This is a genomic window from Streptomyces vulcanius, from assembly GCF_042653945.1.
GTDB classification, from domain to species: Bacteria; Actinomycetota; Actinomycetes; order Streptomycetales; family Streptomycetaceae; genus Streptomyces; species Streptomyces mangrovi.
On the sequence record NZ_JBHSFK010000025.1, the window covers coordinates 80,244 to 104,935 of the forward strand.

Consider the following 24,692-nt stretch of genomic DNA (forward strand, 5'->3'; position numbering starts at 1 on the left):
CGCTCAGGGGCCCCGTCGCGCCGTCCTCCGCAGCGGCGGTCGCCGCCCGTCCCGTCGGAATGGGTTTGCCGGTTTCCGGGCGCGGGCCGCAGAATGCGTCCTCATGGGACATCTGGAAGCCGCGCACCTCGAGTACTACCTCCCCGACGGGAGGGCGTTGCTCGGCGACGTTTCCTTCCGGGTGGGTGAAGGAGCCGTGGTGGCCCTCGTCGGGCCCAACGGTGCCGGCAAGACCACCCTGCTGCGGCTGATCTCCGGCGAGCTGAAGCCGCACGGCGGCACCGTCACCGTCAGCGGCGGCCTTGGCGTGATGCGCCAGTTCGTGGGATCCGTACGGGACGAGACGACCGTACGCGATCTGCTGGTGTCCGTGTCCTCTCCCCGTATCCAGGAGGCCGCGCGGGCCGTGGACAAGGCCGAGCACGCGATCATGACGGTCGACGACGAGGCCGCGCAGCTCCAGTACGCGCAGTCCCTCTCCGACTGGGCGGAGGCCCGCGGCTACGAGGCCGAGACCCTGTGGGACATGTGCTCGACGGCGGCGCTCGGAGTGCCGTACGACAAGGCGCAGTTCCGGCTCGTACGCACCCTCTCCGGGGGCGAGCAGAAGCGGCTCGTGCTGGAGGCACTGCTGCGCGGCACCGACGAGGTACTTCTCCTCGACGAGCCCGACAACTACCTCGACGTACCCGGCAAGCGATGGCTCGAGGAGCGGCTGAAGGAGACCCGCAAGACGGTCCTCTTCGTCTCCCACGACCGTGAACTCCTCTCCCGCGCCGCCGAGAAGATCGTCTCCGTCGAACCCTCGCCGACCGGCGCCGACGCCTGGGTGCACGGCGGCGGCTTCGCCACCTACCACGACGCCCGCCGTGAACGCTTCGCCCGCTTCGAGGAGTTGCGCCGCCGCTGGGACGAGAAGCACGCCCAGTTGAAGAAGCTGGTGCTGAACCTCCGTCAGGCAGCCTCCATCAGCCACGAGTTGTCCTCCCGCTACCAGGCCGCCCAGACCAGGCTGCGCAAGTTCGAGGAGGCAGGACCGCCACCGGAGCCGCCGCGCGAGCAGGACATCAGGATGCGGCTCAAGGGCGGCCGTACCGGAGTAAGGGCCGTCACCTGCAAGGGACTTGAACTGACCGGCCTGATGAAACCCTTCGACATGGAGGTCTTCTACGGCGAACGCGTCGCAGTCCTCGGCTCCAACGGCTCCGGCAAGTCGCACTTCCTGCGGTTGCTCGCCGGCGACGACGTCGCCCACACGGGGGAGTTCAAGCTTGGCGCGCGGGTCGTGCCGGGGCACTTCGCACAGACCCACGCCCACCCCGAACTGCGGGGCCGCACACTGCTGGACATCCTGTGGCAGGAGCACTCCCAGGACCGGGGCGCGGCCATGTCCCGGCTGCGCCGCTACGAGCTCACCCAGCAGGCCGAGCAGACCTTCGACCGGCTCTCAGGCGGCCAGCAGGCCCGGTTCCAGATCCTGCTCCTCGAACTGGAGGGCGCGACCGCGCTGCTCCTCGACGAGCCGACCGACAACCTCGACCTCGAGTCCGCGGAGGCCCTCCAGGAGGGGCTGGAGGCCTTCGACGGCACGGTCCTCGCCGTCACCCACGACCGATGGTTCTCCCGCTCCTTCGACCGCTACCTGGTCTTCGGCAGCGACGGCCGGGTCCGTGAGACGCCGGAGCCGGTGTGGGACGAACGGCGCGTGGAGCGGGCCAGGTAGAGCGCCCCGCGGGTCCCTGGGGCCACGCCCGGGGGCTCGGGGGCCCGATTGTTCGTACAGTGGAGGGAACGCAGTAGGCGGAACGACGAGCGGGGCACCACGATGACCGGAGTCGACCCGGACCGGCTGGACGACCAGCAGCTCATGAGAGAGCTGGAGACGATTCACCGCACGCGCCACGACACCCTGCTGTACGGCTCGAACGACGCCCTGCGCGCCCACAACGACCGTATGGCCGGGCTCGAGGGCGAGTACCTGCGCCGCAACCCGCGCCGCTTCGTCTCCGCGGGCCGCACCCGTGAGGGCGCCAGGGAGCGCGAACCCGCGACCGACGTCACCCGCCCCGGCCCCCGGCCCCCGGCGGACACACCGGCGGGCAAATGGGGCCCGGGTTCCAGGGGCGGCGGCCCCGGCGGCACCTGACGGCGGCCGGGGGTCCCGGGCGCGGGGCGCGGGCGTGCGGCGCCCCCCGGCGGGGTGTGCGCGGGTGTGGGGCCGGTCCCGCCCGACGGCCTGTGCGCGGGCGTGCGCGCCCGGGGTGCGCGAGGCACCGGTCGCGTATGCGGCACCCGGGACGCACCGCTGCGCCGGGCCGGCGCCCGCGTCTCACCACCCTGCGATTACCCCTGCGACGCGTGAGGCGCGTGGCTGCGCAGGGGGACGCCTGTCCTGGGCGCGGCTGCCGTCCCGGGCTCGGCGGCCGTGCGGGGCGCGGTCGGCGGTGCGGGGCGCGGGGCGGGCATCCCACGTCCCGGCCTGCCACTCCGGCCTGCCGGGCCTGGTCTGCTGCGTCCCTGCTTGCCGGGCCTGGTCTGCCGCGTCCCCGTCTGCCGTGCTCGGACCGCGCCGCGTCCCGTCTGCCGTGCTCGGCCCGCCGCATCCCCGTCCGCCGCGCCGCGGGCCGCTGAGCCCTGGTCCCTCGTGCCCCGCATGCCCGTCACCCACATGGCCGTCTTCGTCCCGCGAATGGTGTCCGGCCGCGCGCGGGGCGGGCGTCCTCGGGCTGTGATGGCGGGGAGGCATGAACACCGTGCCCCGCCGCCGTCGGCCGAAGGAGCTGTTCCATGCGCCGCACCGCCGCCCCTCTCCTGTTCGCCGCCGCCCTGGTGGCCGCCGCCCCGGTCGCCTCGGCGGACCCGACGGCGGCGGTCGGCCCGGGCAGTGTCGGCCCCGGCGACAGCGTCACCGTCTCCGTCGCCTGCGACCCGGTCGGCGCCACCGCCCCCGCATCTCTCGACGCCGTCTCGCAGGCCTTCGCCGACGGCACCGTACGGCTCGACCGCATCCCCGGCGACGACGACGGGGACGGCGACGCCGTCGCCTACCGGGGCACCGCCCGGATCGCCCCCGACGCCGACCTGGACAGGGAAGCGGGCGCGGTCGGCCCGGACGGCGGCTGGACCGTCGACGGCACCTGCCCGGCGGCGCCCGGCGCGCGGGGCAGAGCCTGGAGCGCGGCCTTCGACATCACCCCGGGCGGCAGCAGCGGCGGCGGGAGCGGGAGCAGCACCCAGCCGTGTGCCCCCGCCCAGGGCGCGGCCTGCGAAGACACCGCCCGGCCCTGCGCCGAGCCCTGGCAGGACCACGGCAGCCCCTGCACCCCCAGCCACGCCCCCGTCCCCACCCCGGCGCCCGTCGAACACGGCGTGCGGGCCGGCAGCGGAGGCTCCTTCAGCGACTCCGTGCCCGCGCTCGTCGCCGGCGGACTCCTGATCGCCGGTGCGCTCGGCGCCGCCGGGCACCGGCTGTGGCGCCGCAGGTCCGCGCCGGCCGCCTGACCCGCCGACGAACCGGCCCGGCCCCCGCCGCGACGGGCGGGCCCGACACGGACGGACCGTGTCAGGACCGAATCCCCGTGGGTACACCGCATCACGCACCAGACAGCACGCACCACACGCACCACACCAGCACGCGGCCCCGGTGGCCGGCCCCGGCACAGGGCACCAAGGACGGACTGCGCGGAGGACCCATGTGGCGCACGGAACCGGCAGGCCAGGGCGGTCACGGGCCGGTCCGCTACGGCCCGCCGCTCCCGCCGGACGGACTGCCGGTGCTGCCCGAACTCGCCGCGGTCCTCGCCGAGTCGGCGGGCCGCGCGGACGCCGAGCCCGTAGGCGGTGGCCCCGCCCTCCTGGACGCGGCCGCCGGCTACTGGGAGCGGCGCGGCATTCCCGTGCACCCCGGCCGGCCGGTGGCCGGACCCGGCGCGCCCGCCCTGCTGATCGCGCTGACCGCCGCGCTCGGCGGCGACGTCCTGGTGCCCCGGCCCTGCGCGACCTGGTGGGCGCCGTACGCGAGGCTGCTCGGCCGGCCCCTGTTCCACGTGGCGACGCCCGCCGAGTGCGGGGGCGTCCCCGACCCGTACGCCCTGCTGGAGACCGTGCGACGGGTGCGTGAGGAGGGCGGCGACCCGCGGCTGCTGGTGCTGTCCGTCGCCGACGACCCCACCGGCACCGTCGCCCCGCCCGAGGTGCTGCACGAGGCCGTGGAGGCCGCCGCCGCGGAGGGCCTGCACCTGGTCAGCGACGAGACCTGGCGCGACACCCTGCACGCCCCGCAGGACACCGTGCTGGTCAGCCCGGCCGAGATGTTCCCGGAGCGGGTCACCGTCGTCACCGACCTGGCCGGTGCCCTGCTGCCCGTCGGCTGGCCGGCCGCCGTCGCCCGGCTGCCCGCCTCCGCCGCCGGGGACGACCTGCACGCGCGCGTACTCGACGTCCTCACCGCCCTCGACGCGCGCGTGGCCGCACCGGTCGCCGCAGCCGCGACGCACGCCCTGACCGAGCCCGAAGCGGTCACCACGCGCGTGGGGGACGCCGTACGCCTGCACGCACGCGTGGCGGCGGCGGTCCACGCCGCCGTCGTCGGCGCGGGCGCCCTGGCGCTGCCACCGCGCGCGGGCCGTCACCTGTACGCCGACCTCGATCCGCTGCGCGGCGCGCTGTCCGCGCACGGCGTCGGCGACTCCCAGGACCTGGAGGACTTCCTCACCGCCCGGCTCGGCATGCCCGCGCCCGGCGGCCACCGCTTCGGCGACGACCTCGCGGCGCTGCGCGTCCGCCTCTCCACCGGCCTGCTGCTCGGCGGAACGGTCACCCTGCGGACGGAATGCCTCACGTCACCCACACCGTTGGAACTGCCACACGTGCAACGCACGTTGACGCTTCTGAGGTCGGTCTTCGACGATCTCCGTGACGACGCTCAGCGACGGGAGCCTCCTCGATGACGCAGCAGTCCGAGTCGCCCACCACCACCGCCGAACCCGTGCCCCCGCAAGACACCGAGACCCTCGTCCCGCCCCCTTTCCCGCCCCTCGCCGAACCCCGCCCGTCGGGGGAGCGGCGGGTGTGGCCGCGCACCTTCCACGACCGGCTCACCGCCCCGCTGCCCGGCCTCAAGGCCGTCGCCCGCTTCGCCCGGGAAGGCTCCGTCCGGCCCGGCAGGGAAGGCCTCGCCGACATCCCCCGGCTGCCCTTCGCCCCCGCGCCGCTGCCCCGCGTGGACGCCCGCACCGTCGCCGTCACCTGGGCGGGACACGCCAGTTGGGTGCTCCGTATCGGCGGCCTGACCGTCCTGACCGACCCGGTCTGGTCCCGCCGCATCCTCGGCACCCCGGCCCGCATCACCCCCGTCGGCGTGCCCTGGGAGGACCTGCCGCCGGTCGACGCCGTCGTCATCAGCCACAACCACTACGACCACCTGGACGCGCCCACACTGCGCCGACTCCCGCGCGACACCCCCGTGTTCGTACCCGCAGGGCTCGGCCGCTGGTTCCACCGGCGCCGGTTCACCCGGGTCACCGAGCTGGACTGGTGGGAGGCGGCCGAACTGTCCGGTGTACGCCTCGACTTCGTCCCCGCCCACCACTGGTCCAAGCGCAGCCTCACCGACACCTGCCGCTCCCTGTGGGGCGGCTGGGTGCTGACCGCGCCCGACGGACAGCGCGTGTACTTCGCCGGGGACACCGGATACGGCCACTGGTTCGCCCGTATCGGACAGCGCTACCCGGGCATCGACCTCGCCCTGATGCCCATCGGCGCCTACGACCCGCGCTGGTGGCTCAGCGACGTCCACTGCGACCCGGAGGAGGCCGTACGGGCCGTCCTCGACCTGGGCGCCCGTCGTATGGCCCCGATGCACTGGGGCACCTTCGTCCTCTCCGCCGAACCCGTCCTGGAACCCCTCGACCGGGTCCGGGCGGCCTGGGAGCAGGCGGGTCTGGACCGCGCCGACCTGTGGGACCTGCCGATCGGAGCCTCACAGATACTGGACCGGCCGGAACCTCCCGGACACCGGACCGCTCGCAGCCTCACGGACGCCGGACCGGATCGAAGGCTCATAGACGCCGGACCGGACCGGAGCCTCACGGACGCCGGACCGGATCGAAGCCTCACGGACGTTGGAACGGACCGGAGGCTCGCCGACACCGGACCGGACGGCCCGGTCAGACCGCCCGGGGTCGACTGATCCGACGCCAGACGCTCGGGGCCGCGCTGATCACCACGGTCAGCGCGACCGCCGTGACCACACCCTGCCAGGGCTGCGGGAACAGCGAACCGCCGAGGATCCCGATCAACTGGTAGGTCGCCGCCCAGGCCAGACAGGCCGGGAGATTCCCGCGGACGAAGCGCCGCAGCGGCCACCGCGCCATCAGACAGGCCAGCATCACCGGGATCCGGCCGGCCGGCACCATCCGGGACAGCACCAGCACCGCCGTACCGTGGTCGGCGAGCTTCCCCTGCGCCTGCTCGAGCCGCTCCTGCGGCGCCCGCGCCCGGATCGCCTCCAGCCAGCGCGAGCCGTTGCGGGAGCGCATCCCGCGCCGCCCCAGCCAGTACAGCGCCGCGTCCCCGAGGAACGCCGCCAGGGACGCCGTCGCGAACACCAGCGCCAGCGCGAACGGTGCCGTCTGATGGAACGCCACCACGGCCGCCGAACTCACCAGCGCCCCCGTCGGTACCACCGGTACCAGAGCCCCGATCAGCACCAGCAGGAACAGTGACGGATAGCCGATCGCCCGCTGTGTGGACTCGGCGGGCACGGCGGTCACCGCCGCGGCGAGCCACCACCTCACCACGCGACCTCCAGACGCACGCTCTGTCCGTGGTCCAGCCGGTGCACGGTCACGCCCGGCGCACGCTGCGCGGCCAGGCGCACGAACTCCGCACCAGGCGCATGAAACTCATGGGGGCGCACGGCATCCATCCCGATCGGCCAGTACGTGCCGTAGTGCACCGGTACCGCGCTCCCCGGCGCCAGCTCGGCCAGCGCCTGCGCCGCGCGCCCCGCGTCCAGGTGCCCCTCCCCCAGATACGGCCCCCAACCGCCCACCGGCAACAGGGCCACGTCGACCGGCCCGACCTCCTCGGCCATCCCCTCGAACAGGCCCGTGTCCCCGGCGAAATACGTCCTCGCCTCGCCCTCGACGACGTACCCGAGCGCGGGGGAGTGGTGCGGGCCGACCGGCAGCCGCCGCCCGTCGTGCCGCGCGGGCACGACCCGTATCCGCAGGTCGCCGACGGGAACCACGTCACCGGGCGCCACCTCGCTCACCCGCAGGTGGGACAGCCGGCGCAGCCCCGGGACGGCGCGCGGCGCGCCCCGGGGCACCAGCAGGCGCGTGCCCGGCGCAAGCCGCGCCAGGGAGGGCACATGGAGATGGTCGGCGTGCAGATGCGAAACGAGCGCCACGTCCGCGCGCCAGGCCCCGGGCGGGGGCATCGCGCCCCGGCGACGCCGCAGATGAGCGAGCCTGCGGGCGAACAGAGGGTCGGTGAGCACCCGTACGTTCGAATCCTCGACCGTGCAGGTCGCGTGGCCCCACCAGGTGATCTCCACCGGCACCCCTTTGCCTCCTTCGCGCGACTCCCCCGAAGCCTACGGGCAGGAGTAGGGTCGGCGGCGAAACCCGGAGGTGAGGGGGACGCCATGGGACCGGTGAGGGTCACGGCGATCGCGAGTCTGACACCGCTGGAGGAACTGGACGCCGATCCCTTCCTGGTGGACTCCCGCAGCCAGCACGCGATGTGCGCGCGCTGGGCCGCCCAGCGGGGCTACGTCGTCAGCCGCGAACTGCTCGTACGCGGACTGCGGGCCGACCACTGCGTGCTGTGGGACGGCGTCGAATCCGGCGTCGACCTGTTCGTCGCGCCCAGCCGCCGGGTGCTGGAGAGCGCGCTGTCGGACGTCGAGGAGTTCACCGAGGAGTGCGCCCGGCGCGGTGTGCGGGTGGAGACCGTGGGCTACGCCGAGCCCGACTACGACGCCCAGATGAAGGCCCGGGTCCACCGGCGCCTGTCGATGCCGACGGCCGGGTACGACGGGCGGTAGCCGGGCGGTGGCCGGGCGGTGGCCCTTGTCGAAGCCCGTTGTCAGTGGGGTGTGACAGGGTGGATGACGGCCCCCCACCGGCATCGGGGCCGGAAGACGAGGTGGACGGGGCGTGCGAGGGGTGCGGTGGCGGCGGGCCGCCAGCCAGCTGGGGCGGAGCATCGCCGTATGGGTCGTGTCGACCCTGACGATGCTCGTGCTCGCGGGGATCCTGCCGGACTTCCGGCTGCAGTCCGCCGACGGCGACAGCGCCACCACCATCGCCATGACCGCCGCGGTCGGCGCCGGCGTCTTCGGCCTGCTCTCCGCCCTCGTCTGGCCGCCGCTGGTCCGGCTCCTGCTGCTCGTGCCGGCCCTCGTCCTCGGCCTGCTGGTGTTCTTCCTCAACGGCTCCCTCCTGCTGCTCGCCCTGCGGCTGACCCCGTCCGGCCAGACCGAGGCGGCGCCCGAGACCGCCGTCATCGTCGCCGCCGTGATGTCCGCCGTCGCCTCCGCGACCGGCGGCGCCCTGGCCGTCCGCGACGACGACGCCTACCGCCGCAGGCTCTACCGGCTCGCCGACCGCCGCCGCAGAGGCGGTCCCGCCTGCCCCACCACCCCCGGCACCGTCTTCCTCCAGCTCGACGGCGTCGGCCACGACGTACTGGCCCGGGCCGTGGGGAAGGGCCTGATGCCGACGGTGGCCGGATGGCTCGGCGACGGCCCCGACCGGGAGTCCCCCGCAATCCCCACCCACCGCCTCACCCCCTGGCGCACCGACTGGTCCAGCCAGACCGGTGCCAGCCAGCTCGGCATCCTGCACGGCAGCAACCACGACGTCCCCGCCTTCCGCTGGTACGAGAAGGACAGCCGCGAGGTCATGGTCTGCAACCGTCCCACCAGCGCCGCCGAACTCCAGCGCCGCGCCGTCGCCCGCACCGGCGAGGGCGGGCTGCTCTCCGCCGACGGCGCCAGCCGCGGCAACCTCTTCAGCGGAGGCGCCGACGAACAGGCCCTCGTGCTGTCCATAGCGACCCGCCGGCGCAGCCGGGAGACCCGCTCCCGCGCCGGATACTTCGCCTACTTCTCCGACCCGGCCAACGCCGTCCGCACCGCGCTGTCCTTCGTCGCCGAGGTGGTCCGCGAGATCGCCCAGTCCACCCGCGCCCGGCTGCGCGAGGAACGCCCGCGCGTCGGACGCGGCGGCCTCTACCCGCTCGTCCGCGCCTTCGCGACCGTCGTCGAGCGGGACGTCGTCGTGGCCGCCGTGTCGGGGGACATGCTCGCCGGCCGCACCGCCGTCTACGCCGACCTGGTCGCCTACGACGAGGTCGCGCACCACTCCGGACCGCTCGGCCGGGACACCGAGCAGGTCCTCGGCCGCCTCGACCGGGCCCTCGCGCTGATCGAGAAGGTCGCCGAGCACGCCCCCCGCCCCTACCGGATCGTCGTCCTGTCCGACCACGGACAGAGCCCCGGCGAGACCTTCCACGCCCGCTACGGCCTCACCCTCGGCGACCTGGTCCGGGCCGGCTGCGGCCTGCCCGTCCCGCGCCGCGCGGAGCGCACCCACAGCGGCGCCGAGGCCCGTGCCGCCGTCCGTGCGGCCCTGCGCAGGCCGGTGGAGGAGGGCGGCGAGAAGCACCGCCCGTCCGGCCGCCGCTCCGAGCCGCTCGTGCTCGCCTCCGGCAACCTCGGCCTGATCTCCTTCCCCGACGTGGGACACCGGATGGCCAAGGAGGAGATCGACGCCCGCCACCCCGCCCTGCTGACCACCCTCGCCAACCACCCCGGCGTCGGCTTCCTGCTGGTCCGCAGCGAGGAGCACGGCGGGGTCGTGCTCGGCGCGCAGGGCGCCGAGATCCCCCTGGACCGGCTCGACGAGGACCCGGGCCCCCTGGCCTCCTTCGGCCCCGGCGCGGCCGACGCGGTGCGCCGCACCCACACCTTCCCGCACACCGCCGACATCATGGTCAACTCCTTCCACGACCCGGCCGACGGCGAGGTCCTGTCCTTCGAGGAGCAGATCGGCTCGCACGGCGGACTCGGCGGCGCCCAGTCCCGGCCCTTCCTGCTCTCCCCGCTCGCCCTGTCCGCACCGGTCGGGGACGGCGAGGTGCTGTCCGGCGCCGAACACCTCCACGACGTCCTGCGCCGCTGGCTGCGCGAGTCCGACGGCCCCCAGATACCCGTGGAGCGGGAGCCGCAGGAGCGGGCCGCCTGAAAATCGGCTGCGCCCACGGGACCGTACGCACACACTGGGCGTGTCGCTCTCCCGAACAGTCCAAGGAGCCCCTCTTTTGCAGGCCGCCGTCACGGTCACTCCCGCCCGCATACCCGAACTCCTCCTCGGCCTGGCCACCGTCCGGCCGGTGTTCCTCTGGGGCGCCCCCGGCATCGGAAAGTCCTCCCTGGTCAGGGAGTTCGCCGAATCGCTCGGCCTGGAGTGCGTCAGCCTGCTCGGCACCCAGCTCGCACCCGAGGACCTGATCGGCGTACCGCAGATCCGCGACGGGCGATCCGTGTTCTGCCCGCCGGAGGCCATCGCCCGCGACGAGCCGTACTGCCTGTTCCTGGACGAACTCAACGCGGCCACCCCGGATGTGCAGAAGGCGTTCTACTCGCTGATCCTGGACCGCCGCATCGGCACCTACGAGCTGCCCAAGGGCTCGATCGTCATCGGCGCCGGGAACCGGGCCACCGACAACGCCCTCGCCCGGCCGATCGCCTCCGCGCTCGTCAACCGCCTCACCCACGTCCACCTGGAGGCGTCCTCCAGGGACTGGCTGGCCTGGGCGGCCGGAAACGGCATCCACCCGTGGATCCTCGACCACCTCACCTCCCGCCCCGACCACCTGTGGTCCAAGCCGCCGAAAACCGAGGAACCGTTCTCGACCCCCCGTTCCTGGCACATGCTGTCCGACGCCCTGCACTCCTTCGGACAGGGCCTCGACGAGGACACCCTCAAGGTCCTCGCGCACGGCACGCTCACGCCCGCGCACGCCACCGCCTTCTGCGGCTACGTCAAGATCGTGCGCAGCCGGTACGGCATCGACGCCGTCCTCAAGGGCGAGGCCCCCTGGCCGCACCGCGTCGAGGACCGCGACCTGCTCTACTACCTCGCCGAGTCGTTCCGCGGCCGGCTCGTCAAGGAACTCCCCGCCGTCAAGGACCACATGTCGGCGAACGGCCGGCAGACCGCCTACCGCGCCAAGTCGCTGCTCGTGCAGCTCGCCGAGATCTCCGTCGAGGTCGCCCAGACCGTCATCGCCACCGACGCCGACGGCAACCCGGTGCTGCCCTCCTGGTTCCTGGTCGAGGCCGCCCGTGACATGCCCCGGCTGGTGGAGGCGCGGCGATGAGCCGGGGCGGACGCGGCAAGAAGAAGCGGGACCTCGCGGCCGAGGCGTTCGACGAGGGACTGCGGCTGATGCGCGCCAACCCCGCCCTCGCCGCCGTCGGCTTCGGCATCTGCCGCGCGGAGGCCTGCGTACTCGCGCCCCGCGACGGCCTCGTCCGCGTCGACTCCGACGGCACCCTGCACGCCCACCCGGCCCGCATCGCCGACCCCGCCGTGTGGGCCTGGTCCATCGCCCACGCCGCCCTCCACCTCGGCTTCGGCCACGTCCCCGCCGAGAAGGGCGAACGCGTCCAGCCCGACCGGTACGACATCGCCGCCCGCTGCGCGGTCGTGAACCGCTTCCTGCTCACCTTCCCGGTCGGTACCGCGCCCGAGGACCTGCCCCTCACCTACCCGGACGGCGACGAGGAGCAGCTCGCCGCCCGCTGGCGCCGCACCGGCCTGCCCGCCGCCTACGACCGCTGCGGCACCGCCGGCCCGGAACCCGACCAGCTGCTCCTGACCTGGGAGACCTGGCGCCAGGGCAGGCCCCCCGACCGGCAGCTCGCCTTCGCCACCGCCCTCACCCGCACCGTGTCCGCCGCGATGGACATGGCCGGCGGCCGACGCGCCTCCCTCGACGACGAGACCGACCCCCAACGCCCCTGGGAACGCGCGCTGAGCTGGTTCGTCTCCTCCTACCCGCTGCTCGGCGGCATCGCGGCCGGCATCAAGCTCGTCCCCGACGCCGAACTCGCCCGCGCCCACGGCATCCAGATCGCCGCCGTCAACGCCGAGGCCGGCGAGATCTACGTCAACCCGCTGCACCACCTCGACGACGAGGAATGGCGGTTCGTCCTCGCCCACGAGATGCTGCACGCCGCCCTGCGCCACGGCGACCGCTGCGGCACCCGCGACCACTACCTCTTCAACGTCGCCTGCGACTACGTCATCAACGGCTGGCTGCGCGAGATGCAGGTCGGCACCATGCCCGACGGGCTGCTGTACGACCCCCGGCTCGCCGGCCTCTCCGCGGAGGAGGTCTACGACCGCATCGCCGGCGACCTGCGCAGACTGCGCCGCCTCGCCACCCCGCGCGGACGCGGCCTCGGCGACGTCCTCGGCGCCCCGCTCGGCCCGCCCCGCGACTGCGTCGACCTCGACGGCTTCTACCGCCGCGGCCTCGCCCAGGGCTTCGACCTCCACCAGCGCCAGGACCGCGGCTACCTGCCCGGCGGGCTGGTCGAGGAGATCCGCGCCCTGAACCATCCACCCCTGCCGTGGGACGCCCAACTGGCCCGCTGGTTCGACGAGTTCGTACCCCGCCCCGAGCCGGTACGGTCCTACGCCCGCCCCGCGCGCCGCCAGGCCTCCACCCCCGACATCCCGCGCGCCGGCCGGTACTTCCCGCCCGAGGAGGTGTCCCGCTGCACCTTCGGCGTCGTCCTGGACACCTCCGGCTCCATGGACCGCACCCTCCTCGGCAAGGCCCTCGGCGCCATCGCCTCCTACGCCGAGGCCCGTGACGTACCGGCGGCCCGGGTCGTCTTCTGCGACGCCGCACCGCACGACGCGGGCTATCTGCCGGTCACCGAGATCGCCGGCCGGGTCCGGGTGCACGGCCGCGGCGGCACCGTCCTGCAGCCCGGCATCGACCTGCTCCAGCGCGCCGACGACTTCCCGCCCGGCGCACCGGTGCTGGTCATCACCGACGGCTGGTGCGACGTCCTGCGGATACGCCGTGAACACGCCTACCTGATCCCGCAGGGCGCCAGGCTGCCGTTCACGGCTCGGGGACCGGTGTTCCGGGTGCGGTGAGCGAGAGTGTGATCGGATGGGACCCACGGAAACCCGTCCAACGGGAAACCCATGCGAAAGGAACAACCGTGGCCACCACGCGCTCCGCACACACCGTCTGGGAAGGCAACCTGCTCCAGGGCAACGGAGTAGTCACCTTCGACTCCTCCGGTATCGGCGAGCAGCCGGTGTCGTGGGCGTCGCGCGCCGAGCAGGCGAACGGCAAGACCAGCCCCGAGGAGCTGATCGCCGCCGCCCACTCCAGCTGCTTCTCCATGGCCCTGTCGCACGGCCTGGCCGGCGCGGGCACCCCGCCCACCAAGCTCGTCACCTCCGCCGACGTCACCTTCCAGCCGGGTGAGGGCATCACCGGCATCCACCTCACCGTCGAGGGCACCGTCCCCGGACTCGACAACGACGCGTTCCTCGCCGCCGCCGAGGACGCCAAGAAGAACTGCCCGGTCAGCGCCGCCCTCACGGGCACCACGATCACCCTGTCGGCCAAGCTCGCCTGACTCCGGCCGACCCGCCACCGAGGGGATCCGGGCGGATCATCACCCATGATGGGGCGATGATCCGTCCCCCGCTCGCCGGCCCCGCCGTCTCCGCGCACCGCGGCGGCTCCGAGCGGTGCGGCGCCGCGACTCTCCAGGCGTACCAGGACGCGCTCGCCTCCGGCGCGGAGTACGCCGAGTTCGACATCCGGCGCACCGCCGACGGCGCCCTCGTCGTCCACCACGACCCCCGCGCCGGCGGGCCCACCGGACCCTTGCTGCACCGGATCACCCACGCCGAACTGTGCCGCCGCGCCGGATACGCCGTCCCCCTCGTCGAGGAGGTGATGGCACTGGTCGCCGGGAAACTCGTCGGACACCTGGACCTGAAGGAAGCCGGTTACGAGCACGAGGTGATCGACCGGGCTGTAGCCCTGCTAGGCCGGGACGGCCTCGTCGCCACCAGCCTGGAAGACCGTTCCGTCGCCGCGATCACCCGCGCCTTCCCCGGTGTACGCACCGCCCTGTCGCTGGGCCGCGACCGCCGGGAGGTGGGCACGGCACGGCTGGCCGGGACACGGGCCGGCGAGCTGTTCCCCCTGCGGCGGCTGCACGCCTGCGGGGCGCACGGAGTGGCCGTGCACCAGCTGCTCGCCCGGGCCGGCGTACTGCGCCGGGCGGCCCGGCACCGGCTGTTCACCATGATCTGGACGGTCAACGACGACGCAGGACTGCGCAGATTCCTCGCCGACGCACGCGTCGACGTACTGATCACCGACCGGCCCCGGCGGGCGGTGCAGCTGCGCGCCGAACCGGCCCCGCCTCCTGCGCCCCATTGACAGAAACCCGCTCAAGATTTGTGCTGGATACCTGGGGGTCCGGTGGCCTGAAAGTCCGGTGGCCCGGTGACCCGGTGGTCACGGTGGCCCGGTGGCCACGGTGGTCCGGTGGTCTGATGGCCTTTGGGCCGCGGCGCGGAAGGCTCCCTGCGGAAGGGGACTGCGATGGGACGTCCGGTCGGGATCGATCTCGGAACCACGAACTCGGTGGTGGCCGTACTGGAAGGCGGCGAACCCACGGTCATCGCCAACGCGGAAGGGGCCAGGACCACCCCCTCGGTGGTGGCCTTCGCCAAGAACGGCGACGTGCTCGTCGGCGAGGTCGCCAAGCGGCAGGCCGTCACCAACGTCGACCGCACCGCCCGCTCGGTCAAACGGCACATGGGCGCGCCGGACTGGCGCTTCCCCGACCAGGGCTCCGTGGACGGCACCCGCTACCGCGCCCAGGAGCTGTCCGCCCGGGTCCTGCAGAAGCTGAAGCGGGACGCCGAGGCCTATCTCGGCGAGGACGTCACCGACGCGGTGATCACCGTGCCCGCCTACTTCGACGACACCCAGCGGCAGGCCACCAAGGAGGCCGGGGAGATCGCCGGCCTGAAAGTGCTGCGGATCATCAACGAGCCCACCGCCGCCGCCCTCGCCTACGGACTCGACCGCGGCGAGGAGCAGACCGTCCTCGTCTTCGACCTCGGCGGCGGCACCTTCGACGTGTCCCTCCTGGAGATCGGCGACGGCGTCATCGAGGTCAAGGCCACCAACGGCGACACCGCCCTCGGCGGCGACGACTGGGACCAGCGGGTCGTCGAGCACCTGGTCAAGAAGTTCAAGGGCCAGTACGGCGTCGAACTCGGCAAGGACAAGATGGCGCTGCAACGCCTGCGCGAGGGCGCCGAGAAGGCGAAGATCGAACTGTCCTCGTCCTCCGAGACCACCATCAACCTGCCCTACATCACCGCCTCCGCCGAGGGCCCCCTCCACCTGGAGGAGAAACTGACGCGCGCTCAGTTCCAGGAACTCACCGCCGACTTGCTCGACCGCTGCAAGCAGCCCTTCCACCAGGCCGTCAAGGACGCCGGCATCAAGCTGTCCGCGGTCGACCACGTCATCCTCGTCGGCGGCTCGACCCGGATGCCCGCGGTCACCGACCTGGTACGGGAGTTGACCGGCAAGGACCCGCACAAGGGCGTCAACCCCGACGAGGTGGTGGGCGTCGGCGCCGCCCTCCAGGCCGGTGTCATCCGCGGCGACGTCAAGGACGTCCTGCTCCTCGACGTCACCCCGCTGTCCCTCGGCATCGAGACCAAGGGTGGCATCATGACCAAGCTCATCGAACGCAACACCACGATCCCCACCCGCCGTTCGGAGATCTTCACCACCGCCACCGACAACCAGCCCTCGGTCGGCATCCAGGTCTACCAGGGCGAACGCGAGATCGCCGCGTACAACAAGAAGCTCGGTGTCTTCGACCTGACCGGTCTGCCGCCCGCCCCGCGCGGGGTCCCGCAGATCGAGGTCGCCTTCGACATCGACGCCAACGGGATCATGCACGTCTTCGCCAAGGACCTCGCCACCGGCCGCGAACAGAAGATGACCGTCACCGGCGGCTCCGCGCTGCCCAAGGACGACATCGACCGCATGATGCGCGACGCCGAGCAGTACGCCGAGGAGGACCGCACCCGCCGCGAGGCCGCCGAGACCCGCAACCAGGCCGAACAACTCGTCTACCAGACCGAGAAGTTCGTCCGCGAGAACGAGGAACGCGTACCCGCCGACACCCGGGCGGAGGTGTCGGCGGCGGCCGACGAGCTGAAGTCCCTTCTGGAACAGCAGGCCGACACCGCCGCCCTGCGCGCCGGCATCGACCGGCTCGCCGCCGTCAGCCAGCAGATGGGCCAGGCGATGTACGCCCAGGCCCAGCAGCCCCCGACCGGCGACGGCGCCGACGCCGCCTACTCCGGGGGCTCTGCCGGCTCCGCCGATGAGCATGCCTCGCCGGGGGACGACGAGACGGTCGTGGACGCGGAGATCGTCGACGATGATCGGGGCGAGGAGGGGGGCGGGGCGCGGGGTGCTTAGCGTGTCGTAGCCGGTATGCGGTTGCGGTATGCGATATGCGGCAGACCGGTTGCCGTATGCCGTATGCCGTATGCCGTATGCCGGATATCGTATGTCGCATACCGGATACCGGATACCGGATACCGGATACCGGATATCGCATGCGCGATACGGGTTGCGGTATACGGCCTACGGCTCAGGCCTTGCGGGCGACCCCCGCGTACACCGGCACGATGCCCTCCGCCTGGAGCGCCACGTCCTCGGGGTCCGGCCGCCAGCCCGACACGGGGATCAGACCCGGGCCGAGCAGCTCCAGCCCCTCGAAGAAGCGGCCGAAGTCGGACAGGGCGCGCGGGAAGAACGGCGTACCGCTGTTCCGGAAGGCGTTCGCGGCCTTCTCGATGGCCTCCGGGCTGAGGTCGGGGGTGACCTGGGAGAGGATCAGCCAGCTGCCGGGGGCGAGCCTCGACACGTACTCCCGGACCAGCTCGTAGGCACCGTCGTCCAGGTAGTGGGTCAGCGCCACCAGGGAGAGCGCGACCGGCCGCGCGAGGTCGAGGGAGTCCTCCGCCCGCCCGAGCAGCGCCTCCAGGTCACGGACGTCGGCGTGCACGTACTCCGTGGATCCCTCGGGCGTCCCGTGCAGCAGCGCCTGCGCGTGCCGCAGCACGAGCGGGTCGTTGTCCGCGTACACCACCTTCGACTCCGGTGCCTCGCCCTGCGCGATCTGGTGCAGGTTGGGCTCGGTGGGGATGCCCGTACCGATGTCCAGGAACTGCCGTATCCCGGCCTCGGCGGCGGCGCGCACCGCGCGGATCATGAAGCGGCGGTTGGCGCGCGCCCCGCGCAGCACCGTGTCGTCCACGGAGAGGATCCTGCGGGCCAGCTCCTCGTCGACGGGGTAGTTGTCCTTGCCGCCCAGCCACCAGTCGTACACCCGGGCCGGATGCGGCCGGGTGGTGTCGATGCGCAGCGAGGTCTCGGCGTCGGAACCGGTCATACGGGTCTCCTGGACGGTGGGTGAGGCGGGCGGTGGGCGAGGCGGAGCCGTGTGCTCAGAGGCTTTCGCGGGCGTCCCGCAGGATCTTCTTGGTGGCTTCCGCGGAAGCGGCGTGCGTCGTCATGTGGTCGAGGACCTCCAGATGCGCGGAGACCTCGTTGCGCGAGTCGAGGTACAGCGCACCGGTCAGGTACTCGGTGACGACCATGTCGGGCAGTTCGGGCTCCGCGAACCGGAACAGCGAGAACGGCGCGGACGTGCCTGGATGCGGGCCGTCGGCGAACCGGGCGACCTGCAGGGTGATCCGGTCGCGCTCGGACAACTCCAGCAGCCGGTCGAGCTGTTCGCGCAGCACGGAGACGTCGTCGGTCACCGGGCGCAGCAGCACCGTCTCGTCCATCACCGCCCACAGGTGCGGCGGGTTCGGCCCGTCGAGCAGTTGCTGTCGGGCCAGCCGCAGCGACACATGCCGCTCCAGCGCCTCGGGGGTCGTCCGCCCCACCGTCCCGGCCTCCAGGACGGCCCGGGCGTAGCCCTCCGTCTGCAGCAGCCCCGGCACGAAGTGCGGTTCGTAACTGCGGATCAGCCGGGCCGCGCCCTCCAGGCTCACATACAGGCTGAACCACTCGGGCAGCACGTCGTGGAAGCGCTGCCACCAGCCGGGCAGGTTCGCGTCCTCGGCGAGCGCGACGAACGTCTCGGCCTCCACGTCCGACACGCCGTACGCCTCCAGGAGCACCTGGACGTACGGGATCTTCAGCGCGACCTCGGCCATTTCCATGCGCCGTACGGTCGCGGGAGCGACGCGCAGCGCGCGGGCCGCCTCCTCGCGGCCGAGACCCGCCGCCTCGCGCAGCTCCTGGAGCCGTCTGCCGAGTACCACCTGGCCCACAGTAGGCGCGGGCCGTCGCTCACTCACGCCACGTCTCCCCTACGTGTCGAAGCACGCCGGTCAGTGTGTCATGTTCCAGCCGTAGTCTCACCGGTACGACGGTGAGGTTCTTGCCACGCCGGAAGATCGAGTTCCGGCATAAAGGGCGCTGGTCCGTTACGTCCTGGGTAATCGACCCGGCGCCCCGTTGGCGGGATCGTGGTGGCACCGGGTTCCGGGCCGGCGCACTCCGGCCCGGAACCTGCCCTTGCCGATCGGAGATGACCGGCTGTCAGCTCGTATGCGAGTGAAGGTACTTGGCTGTCTCGGGGTCGGCCGGGTGGAACGTCTCGACCGCCAACTCGGCCACGGTCACGTCCATCGGGGTGTTGAACGTGGCGATCGACGAGATGAACGACAGGATCCGTCCGTCGTGCTCGATCCGCATCGGCAGCGCGAAGTGCGGTACGGGGCCCGCCGGTTCGCCGCCGTGCCTGTCCTCCGGCACCGGGTACGCGGCGACCTCGTCGTACAGCGCGCGCAGCGGCGCCGACCGGTGCAGGGCGATCTCGCGCTCCATCTGGGCGAAGAGATGCCCGCGCCACTCGGGCAGGTTGCGGATGCGCGGCGCCAGACCCCGCGGGTGCAGGGTCAGCCGCATCGCGTTGAGCGGCGGGGCCAGGAGGGACTCCGGGACACCCTCCAGCAGCATGGCGATCCCGCGGTTGGCCGCCACGACGTCGTACGTCGCGTTCACCACGAGCGCCGGATACGGCTCGTAGCCCTGGATCAGCCGCTCCAGACCGGCCCGCAGCGCGTCGAGCGCCGGGTCGTCCAGCGGGGTCTCCGGGTAGTGCGGGGCGTAACCGGCGACCAGGAGAAGGGCGTTGCGCTCCCGAACGGGCACGTCGAGGTGTTCGGCGAGCCGCAGCACCATCTCCTCGCTGGGCCGGGCGCGGCCCGTCTCGACGAAGCTGATGTGCCGGGCGGAGGAGCCGGCGCGCAGGGCCAGCTCCAGCTGACTGACCCGCCGCCGCTCCCGCCAGTCCCGCAGCAGGGGGCCGACGCCCGGGTCGGGGGAGGGGACGCTCGTACCGTTCCCTGCGGCTGTCGTACCGGTCGTACCTGTCCTACCGGTCGTGCTGGTCCTGCTCGTCATGCGTACGACCGTAGCCGAGCGGCGCGGCGGCCCGGCGGTTGTCGGCCTGGCCGCCGGAAAACCTTCTTTGGTGCCGGAAAACGTTCTGACCAGGGCCGCCGCCGCTGTCCTGTGGCACGCTGGACAGGTACGGGACGCCCAGGAAGCAGGAAGGGAGTCAGGCCATGGCCGTCGAACCGCTGTCGCAGAAGGAGATCGAGGACCGGCTGACCGAGCTGCCCGGCTGGTCGCTGGACGGCGACCGCCTCACCCGCTCCTACCGGCTCGCCTCCCACTTCGCCGCGACCGCCCTGGTCGTCCATGTCGCACGGATCCAGGAGGAGCTCGGCCACCACTCCGATCTCACCCTCGGTTACAACACGGTCTCCCTCGCCGTGAACACCCACAGCGTGGGCGGCGCCGTCACCGACCTGGACGTCGAACTGGCCCGCCGGGTGCAGGCCGCGGCCTCCGGACACGGGGCGCTCTGACCCGCCGGCGGACGGAGGACGGAGGGGGGGAGCGCGGGTGCTTGACTACGACGAGGAAGCCGAACGCTACGACGCCTCGCGCGGCGGCGAACCACGTGCGGCCGCCGCCGCGGAAGCGATCCTGGGCCTGCTGTCGCCGACGGCGCGCAGTCTGCTGGACGTGGCCTGCGGCACCGGTATCGTCACCCGCCGGCTCGCGGCCGGACGAGACGGCCTGCGCGTGACCGGCGTCGATATGGCACCCGCGATGGTCCGGCAGGCCGCCGCCCGGCTGCCCGGCGCGATCGTGCGCGGCGACGGCCGCCGACTCCCCTTCCGCGACGCGGAGTTCGACGCGGTGAGCAGCGTGTGGCTGCTGCACCTCGTCGACGACGCCCGGCACGCGCGGCGGATCGTCGCCGAGTGCACGCGGGTGCTGCGGCCGGGCGGGGTGTACGTCACCACGGTCGACAAGGGCGCCTCGCACAACGTGGGCAGCGACATCGACGGCGTCCTCGCCTCCCGCCCGCCCCGCCCCGCGTCCGACGCCGCGGCGCTCGTCGAGTCGTACGCCGTCGGCTGCGGCCTGGTCCCGGCCGGGCAGACCCGCTTCCCGGGCCGGGGGCAGGGCCGCAGCCCGCGCCGGGCGATCGCCGACCTGCGCCGCGGCTGGTTCGTCACCCTGCCGCCCGGTCACCCCCTGGCCGACGGTTTCGCCGCCCGCCTCGCGGCCCTGCCCGACCAGGAACGACCGCGCCCGGAACCGCAGTTCACCCTGCGGGCGTTCCGGAAGCCACCGCTTGAACCGGCGTTCGACCGAACTCCATGATCCAGTTGGTCACCCAGCTCCGCCCGACGTCCACCGAGAACGCCTGCTCCCAGCGGGCCGCCTCCGGGGAGACCCCGGACCACACGAAACGGACCCGCACGTCCTTGCCGTCGTGCGTGTCGACGCCGTGGAACTCGCCGCGCCCGCCCACGAATCGGCCGACGACCGGCGGGAACAGCCGACCCGTGCCGCTGGCGGACCAGTTCAGCGACCACCGGCCGCTCGCCGGGTCGAACAGCCGCAGTGTCAGCCCCTTGTAGCCCAGGTGCGGCATGTCGATCTCGTCGATATTGGCGGCGCCGTCGAACAGCGGTCGACAGACGCTCGTGGCGGGGAACTCCTCCCAACTGCTGTCCGGGTCCAGGAAGTCGGTGCGGCGGCGGTTGCGGACGTGCCACTCGCCGTGGAAGAAGTCGAAGTCGTGCGGACTGCTCATATGCGGTCTCCGGTGGTTCCCTCGTGCAGGCTGTCGGTCAGGTAGGCGTCCAGATCGGGGACTTGGGGCGCGAGCAAGTGGCGTACCCAGGCGTCCCGTTCGTGCAGGATCGGCGGCAGCTCCCAGACACAGCCGATCCACGGCAGTTCCGGGACGATGAAGCGGGTGGGGTCGCGGTCCGGGCAGCCCAGTACCGGCTGGCCCGCCGCCGCGCACCGGAAGTGCAGCACGTTGTCCCACACCCAGCTGTACGCGTTGAGATACGCACCGGTGTCCCCGCCCCGGTGCAGGACGACGAACGTCGCCGGCGGGGTCCCGTCCGGCTCCGGCAGCAGTTCCGGCAGGACCGCGTACGCCGCCCGCTGCACCTCGGGCGCGATGCCCCCGGGGTCAGCGGTGACGTGGTAGCGCTTGACCTGCCGCCCGGCCACCTCGATCGGCGGCGGCACGGTCAGCAGTTTCTCCGTGAAGGCCATGGAAGGGACGCTAGGCCCGCTCCACTGCCATCCTGTGTCAGTGAAGTCCAGCCGACTCGTCTCGATCCTCCTCCTGCTCCAGACCCGGGGCCGGATGACGGCCGCCCAGCTCGCGGAGGAACTGGAGGTCTCGGTGCGCACCGTCTACCGGGACGTCGAGGCGCTCGGCGCGGCGGGCGTCCCGCTCTACGGCGACGCGGGCCATGCCGGCGGCTACCGGCTGCTCGACGGCTACCGCACCCGGCTGACCGGACTCACCGCGGGCGAGGCGGAGGCCCTCTTCCTCGCCGGAGTGCCCGGACCCGCCGCCGCCCTCGGCCTGGGGCCGGTCCTGGCCGCCGCCCAGCTCAAGGTGCGTGCCGCGCTGCCGACGGAACTACGGGCCCACGCCGACCGGATCAGCGGCCGCTTCCACCTGGACGCCCCCGGCTGGTACGCGGACGCCGACGAGGTGCCGTGTCTGCACGCGGTCGCCGACGCCGTATGGAACAACCGCGTCCTGCATATCGCATACCGTCGCTGGCGTGAGCCCACCGACGTCCGACGCCGGCTGGAGCCGTACGGCCTGGTCCTGAAGGCGGGCCGCTGGTATGCCGTAGCCGGCCCCGGCCCGCGCACCTACCGCGTCGACCAGATCCTCGGACTCACCGCTTCCGAAGAGGAGTTCACCCGCCCCGACGATTTCGACCTGGCCGCCTACTGGACCGCCCACCAGCGCGGCTTCCACGAACGGCTGTACCGGGCGGTGGCGGTGGTGCGGCTGGCGCCCGGTGTGACGCTCGGCCGGCCGGTGACGGTCGACGGTCCACCGGATACCGACGGCTGGATACAGGCGACAGTCCCCATCGAGTCCCTCGACCACGCCCACGGCGAGTTCCTGCGCCTCGGCACGGACATCGAGGTACTGGAGCCCGTCGAACTACGCCGCCGGATCGCCCGAACGGCGGCCGAACTGGCCGAAAGATACGGCAACTCGGCGGATCTCGGCGGCGACTGACGGTGCGGAACCCGTCCGTCCTCTCTGGAGGTTCGTCCCGTGCAGCACCCGCACAAGCACCGCCGACGCCGAGCCCTCCTCTCGGCGCTCACCGCGGCGACCGCTCTCGTCGCCGCCGGCCTGACCGCGCTCGGCACCGGCACGGCCCAGGCCGCCACGGCCCGCCAGGCCGAGGCCCTCGACCGGGGCGTGGTCAGCGTCCACACCGACAGCGGCAACCTGGTCAGCTGGCGCTGGCTCGGCACCGACCCGAACGACGTCTCCTTCAACGTCTACCGGGCCGGCACCAAGGTCAACTCCACTCCGGTCACCGGCTCCACCAACTACTTCCACTCCGGCGCCCCCTCCCAGGCCGACTACACCGTCCGCGCGATCGTCAACGGCGTCGAACAGGCCGACTCCGTCCACGCAGTCCAACTGCGCACCGGATACAAGGACGTTCCCCTCAGCCCACCCGCCGGCGGCACCACCCCCGACGGCGTCGCCTACACCTACGAGGCCAACGACGCCTCCGTCGGCGACCTCGACGGCGACGGCGCCCTGGACCTCGTCCTCAAGTGGCAGCCGACCAACGCCAAGGACAACTCCCAGTCCGGCTACACCGGAAACACGATCGTCGACGGTATACGGCTGGACGGCACCCGTCTGTGGCGCATCGACCTCGGCCGCAACATCCGCTCGGGCGCGCACTACACCCAGTTCCAGGTGTACGACTACGACGGCGACGGCAAGGCCGAGGTCGCCGCGAAGACGGCCGACAGCACGGTCGACGGAGCGGGCACGGTGATCGGCAACTCCTCCGCCGACTACCGCAACTCCAGCGGCTACGTCCTGTCCGGCCCCGAGTACCTGACCATGTTCAACGGCCAGACCGGCCGGGCGATGCAGAGCGTCGACTACGTCCCGGCCCGCGGCACCGTCTCCTCCTGGGGCGACTCCTACGGCAACCGTGTCGACCGCTTCCTCGCCGCAACCGCCTACCTCGACGGCGCCCGCCCCTCCCTGATCATGGCGCGCGGCTACTACACGCGCACCGTGATCGCGGCCTGGGACTGGCGCGGCGGCACCTTCACCCGCCGCTGGACCTTCGACACCAACTCCTCCACCAACAGCGGCAAGGGCTACGACGGCCAGGGCTCGCACAGCCTCTCCGTCGGGGACGTCGACGGCGACGGCAAGGACGAGATCGTCTACGGTGCGATGGCGGTCGACGACAACGGCTCCGGCCTGTGGACGACGAAGACCGGCCACGGCGACGCCCAGCACCTCGGCGACCTCGACCCCTCACACGCGGGCCTGGAGTACTTCAAGGTCTCCGAGTCCACCTCACAACCGGCGGAGCTGTACATCAACCCGGCCAACGGCACGGTCAACTGGTCCCTGGCCGCCTGCTGCGACAACGGCCGCGGGGTCGCCGGCGACATCTGGGCGGGCAACGACGGCGCCGAGGTCTGGTCCGCCTCCGACTCCGCCATCCGCGACGAGGCCGGGGCGACCAAGGGCCGCGAACCGTCCTCCGTCAACTTCCTGTCCTGGTGGGACGGCGACACCGTCCGCGAACTCCTGGACGGCACCCACATCGACAAGTACGGCACGTCTTCCGACACCCGCCTGCTGACCGGCTCGAACGTCCACTCCAACAACAGCACCAAGGCGACCCCGTCCCTGTCCGGCGACATCCTCGGAGACTGGCGCGAGGAGGTCGTCTGGCCCACCAGCGACAACACGGCGCTCAGGATCTACTCGACGCCGTACGAGACGACCACGAAGATCACGACCCTGCTCCACGACACGATGTACCGGACCGGACTCGCCTGGCAAAATACTGCATACAATCAACCGCCGCACCCGAGCTTCTTCATCGGCAACGGTATGCAGACGGCACCACGGCCGACGGTCTACACACCCTGAGCCGGCG

At 72.8% G+C, this 24,692-nt stretch carries 21 protein-coding genes and 2 pseudogenes; 16 read left to right on the forward strand and 7 right to left on the reverse strand.

The features are described from left to right. The first annotated feature begins 103 nt into the window (after positions 1-103). From ACFPIH_RS32980 to ACFPIH_RS33000, 5 genes and pseudogenes are all read left to right on the forward strand, one after another. Complete coding sequence (locus ACFPIH_RS32980) at positions 104-1,723, forward strand: ABC-F family ATP-binding cassette domain-containing protein (RefSeq protein ID WP_381180802.1); 1,620 nt, start codon at positions 104-106, stop codon at positions 1,721-1,723. Positions 1,724-1,825: 102 nt separating this feature from the next. Next, positions 1,826-2,062, forward strand: a pseudogene (locus ACFPIH_RS32985) (DUF6158 family protein); the annotation flags it as partial. A 725-nt stretch (positions 2,063-2,787) separates the two neighbouring features. Then, on the forward strand, positions 2,788-3,501 hold the full coding sequence (locus ACFPIH_RS32990; RefSeq protein WP_381180800.1) for a hypothetical protein: 714 nt from the start codon (positions 2,788-2,790) through the stop codon (positions 3,499-3,501). A 191-nt stretch (positions 3,502-3,692) separates the two neighbouring features. Continuing rightward, the gene (locus ACFPIH_RS32995) at positions 3,693-4,949 is read left to right on the forward strand and encodes an aminotransferase class I/II-fold pyridoxal phosphate-dependent enzyme (protein WP_381180798.1); all 1,257 of its coding nucleotides are present in this window, start codon (positions 3,693-3,695) and stop codon (positions 4,947-4,949) included. Next, positions 4,946-5,995 (forward strand): annotated as a pseudogene (locus ACFPIH_RS33000) (MBL fold metallo-hydrolase); the annotation flags it as partial. The gene ACFPIH_RS32995 and the pseudogene ACFPIH_RS33000, both read left to right, overlap by 4 nt. Before the next feature lie 172 nt (positions 5,996-6,167). Here ACFPIH_RS33000 and ACFPIH_RS33005 read toward each other — a convergent pair. Beyond that, entirely contained in the window at positions 6,168-6,797 is a 630-nt protein-coding gene (locus ACFPIH_RS33005) for a DedA family protein (RefSeq protein WP_381180923.1), read from the reverse strand. Next, entirely contained in the window at positions 6,794-7,567 is a 774-nt protein-coding gene (locus tag ACFPIH_RS33010) for an MBL fold metallo-hydrolase (RefSeq protein WP_381180796.1), read from the reverse strand. Before ACFPIH_RS33010 ends, ACFPIH_RS33005 begins: the two co-directional genes overlap by 4 nt. An 84-nt stretch (positions 7,568-7,651) precedes the next feature. Here ACFPIH_RS33010 and ACFPIH_RS33015 point away from each other — a divergent pair, with 84 nt between their 5' ends. The 7 genes from ACFPIH_RS33015 (at position 7,652) to dnaK (ending at position 16,578) form a co-directional block, all read left to right on the forward strand. Further along, positions 7,652-8,053, forward strand: coding sequence for a hypothetical protein (locus ACFPIH_RS33015; RefSeq protein ID WP_381180794.1), 402 nt, complete (start codon positions 7,652-7,654; stop codon positions 8,051-8,053). Between the two features lie 112 nt (positions 8,054-8,165). Further along, complete coding sequence (locus ACFPIH_RS33020) at positions 8,166-10,256, forward strand: phage holin family protein (RefSeq protein WP_381180792.1); 2,091 nt, start codon at positions 8,166-8,168, stop codon at positions 10,254-10,256. A gap of 76 nt (positions 10,257-10,332) precedes the next feature. After that, a complete protein-coding gene (locus tag ACFPIH_RS33025) occupies positions 10,333-11,394 on the forward strand; it encodes an ATP-binding protein (RefSeq protein ID WP_381180790.1) in 1,062 nt (353 codons plus the stop codon). Continuing rightward, complete coding sequence (locus ACFPIH_RS33030) at positions 11,391-13,190, forward strand: vWA domain-containing protein (RefSeq protein WP_381180788.1); 1,800 nt, start codon at positions 11,391-11,393, stop codon at positions 13,188-13,190. Before ACFPIH_RS33025 ends, ACFPIH_RS33030 begins: the two co-directional genes overlap by 4 nt. A gap of 68 nt (positions 13,191-13,258) precedes the next feature. Beyond that, positions 13,259-13,684, forward strand: a complete 426-nt coding sequence (locus ACFPIH_RS33035) for an OsmC family protein (RefSeq protein ID WP_381180787.1) — start codon at positions 13,259-13,261, stop codon at positions 13,682-13,684. A gap of 56 nt (positions 13,685-13,740) precedes the next feature. Beyond that, entirely contained in the window at positions 13,741-14,502 is a 762-nt protein-coding gene (locus ACFPIH_RS33040) for a glycerophosphodiester phosphodiesterase family protein (protein ID WP_381180785.1), read from the forward strand. A 165-nt stretch (positions 14,503-14,667) separates the two neighbouring features. Next, entirely contained in the window at positions 14,668-16,578 is a 1,911-nt protein-coding gene (gene dnaK, locus ACFPIH_RS33045; protein ID WP_381180783.1) for a molecular chaperone DnaK, read from the forward strand. Between the two features lie 175 nt (positions 16,579-16,753). On the opposite strand, the gene ACFPIH_RS33050 is transcribed toward dnaK, so the two are convergent. The 3 genes from ACFPIH_RS33050 to ACFPIH_RS33060 form a co-directional block, all read right to left on the reverse strand. After that, on the reverse strand, positions 16,754-17,557 hold the full coding sequence (locus ACFPIH_RS33050) for an SAM-dependent methyltransferase (protein WP_381180781.1): 804 nt from the start codon (positions 17,555-17,557) through the stop codon (positions 16,754-16,756). 55 nt (positions 17,558-17,612) lie between these two features. After that, positions 17,613-18,476: a helix-turn-helix domain-containing protein gene (locus ACFPIH_RS33055; RefSeq protein ID WP_381180779.1), complete on the reverse strand. Its 864-nt coding sequence runs from the start codon at positions 18,474-18,476 to the stop codon at positions 17,613-17,615. A 244-nt stretch (positions 18,477-18,720) separates the two neighbouring features. Next, a complete protein-coding gene (locus ACFPIH_RS33060) occupies positions 18,721-19,587 on the reverse strand; it encodes a helix-turn-helix domain-containing protein (protein WP_381180777.1) in 867 nt (288 codons plus the stop codon). Between the two features lie 164 nt (positions 19,588-19,751). Here ACFPIH_RS33060 and ACFPIH_RS33065 point away from each other — a divergent pair, with 164 nt between their 5' ends. Both ACFPIH_RS33065 and ACFPIH_RS33070 read left to right on the forward strand, forming a co-directional pair. Next, positions 19,752-20,057 carry a 4a-hydroxytetrahydrobiopterin dehydratase gene (locus tag ACFPIH_RS33065; protein WP_381180775.1) on the forward strand — a complete coding sequence of 102 codons (306 nt, stop codon included), beginning with the start codon at positions 19,752-19,754 and terminating at the stop codon, positions 20,055-20,057. A gap of 37 nt (positions 20,058-20,094) precedes the next feature. Further along, positions 20,095-20,865, forward strand: coding sequence for a class I SAM-dependent methyltransferase (locus ACFPIH_RS33070; protein WP_381180773.1), 771 nt, complete (start codon positions 20,095-20,097; stop codon positions 20,863-20,865). Here ACFPIH_RS33070 and ACFPIH_RS33075 read toward each other — a convergent pair. Both ACFPIH_RS33075 and ACFPIH_RS33080 read right to left on the reverse strand, forming a co-directional pair. Continuing rightward, the gene (locus tag ACFPIH_RS33075; protein WP_381180771.1) at positions 20,807-21,301 is read right to left on the reverse strand and encodes a hypothetical protein; all 495 of its coding nucleotides are present in this window, start codon (positions 21,299-21,301) and stop codon (positions 20,807-20,809) included. The genes ACFPIH_RS33070 and ACFPIH_RS33075 overlap by 59 nt on opposite strands. Continuing rightward, a complete protein-coding gene (locus tag ACFPIH_RS33080; protein WP_381180769.1) occupies positions 21,298-21,777 on the reverse strand; it encodes a hypothetical protein in 480 nt (159 codons plus the stop codon). Before ACFPIH_RS33080 ends, ACFPIH_RS33075 begins: the two co-directional genes overlap by 4 nt. Before the next feature lie 40 nt (positions 21,778-21,817). Between ACFPIH_RS33080 and ACFPIH_RS33085 the strand changes: the two genes are divergently transcribed. Both ACFPIH_RS33085 and ACFPIH_RS33090 read left to right on the forward strand, forming a co-directional pair. Then, entirely contained in the window at positions 21,818-22,774 is a 957-nt protein-coding gene (locus tag ACFPIH_RS33085; protein WP_381180768.1) for a helix-turn-helix transcriptional regulator, read from the forward strand. Between the two features lie 39 nt (positions 22,775-22,813). Further along, positions 22,814-24,685 carry a rhamnogalacturonan lyase gene (locus tag ACFPIH_RS33090; protein WP_381180766.1) on the forward strand — a complete coding sequence of 624 codons (1,872 nt, stop codon included), beginning with the start codon at positions 22,814-22,816 and terminating at the stop codon, positions 24,683-24,685. Positions 24,686-24,692: the final 7 nt, after the last annotated feature.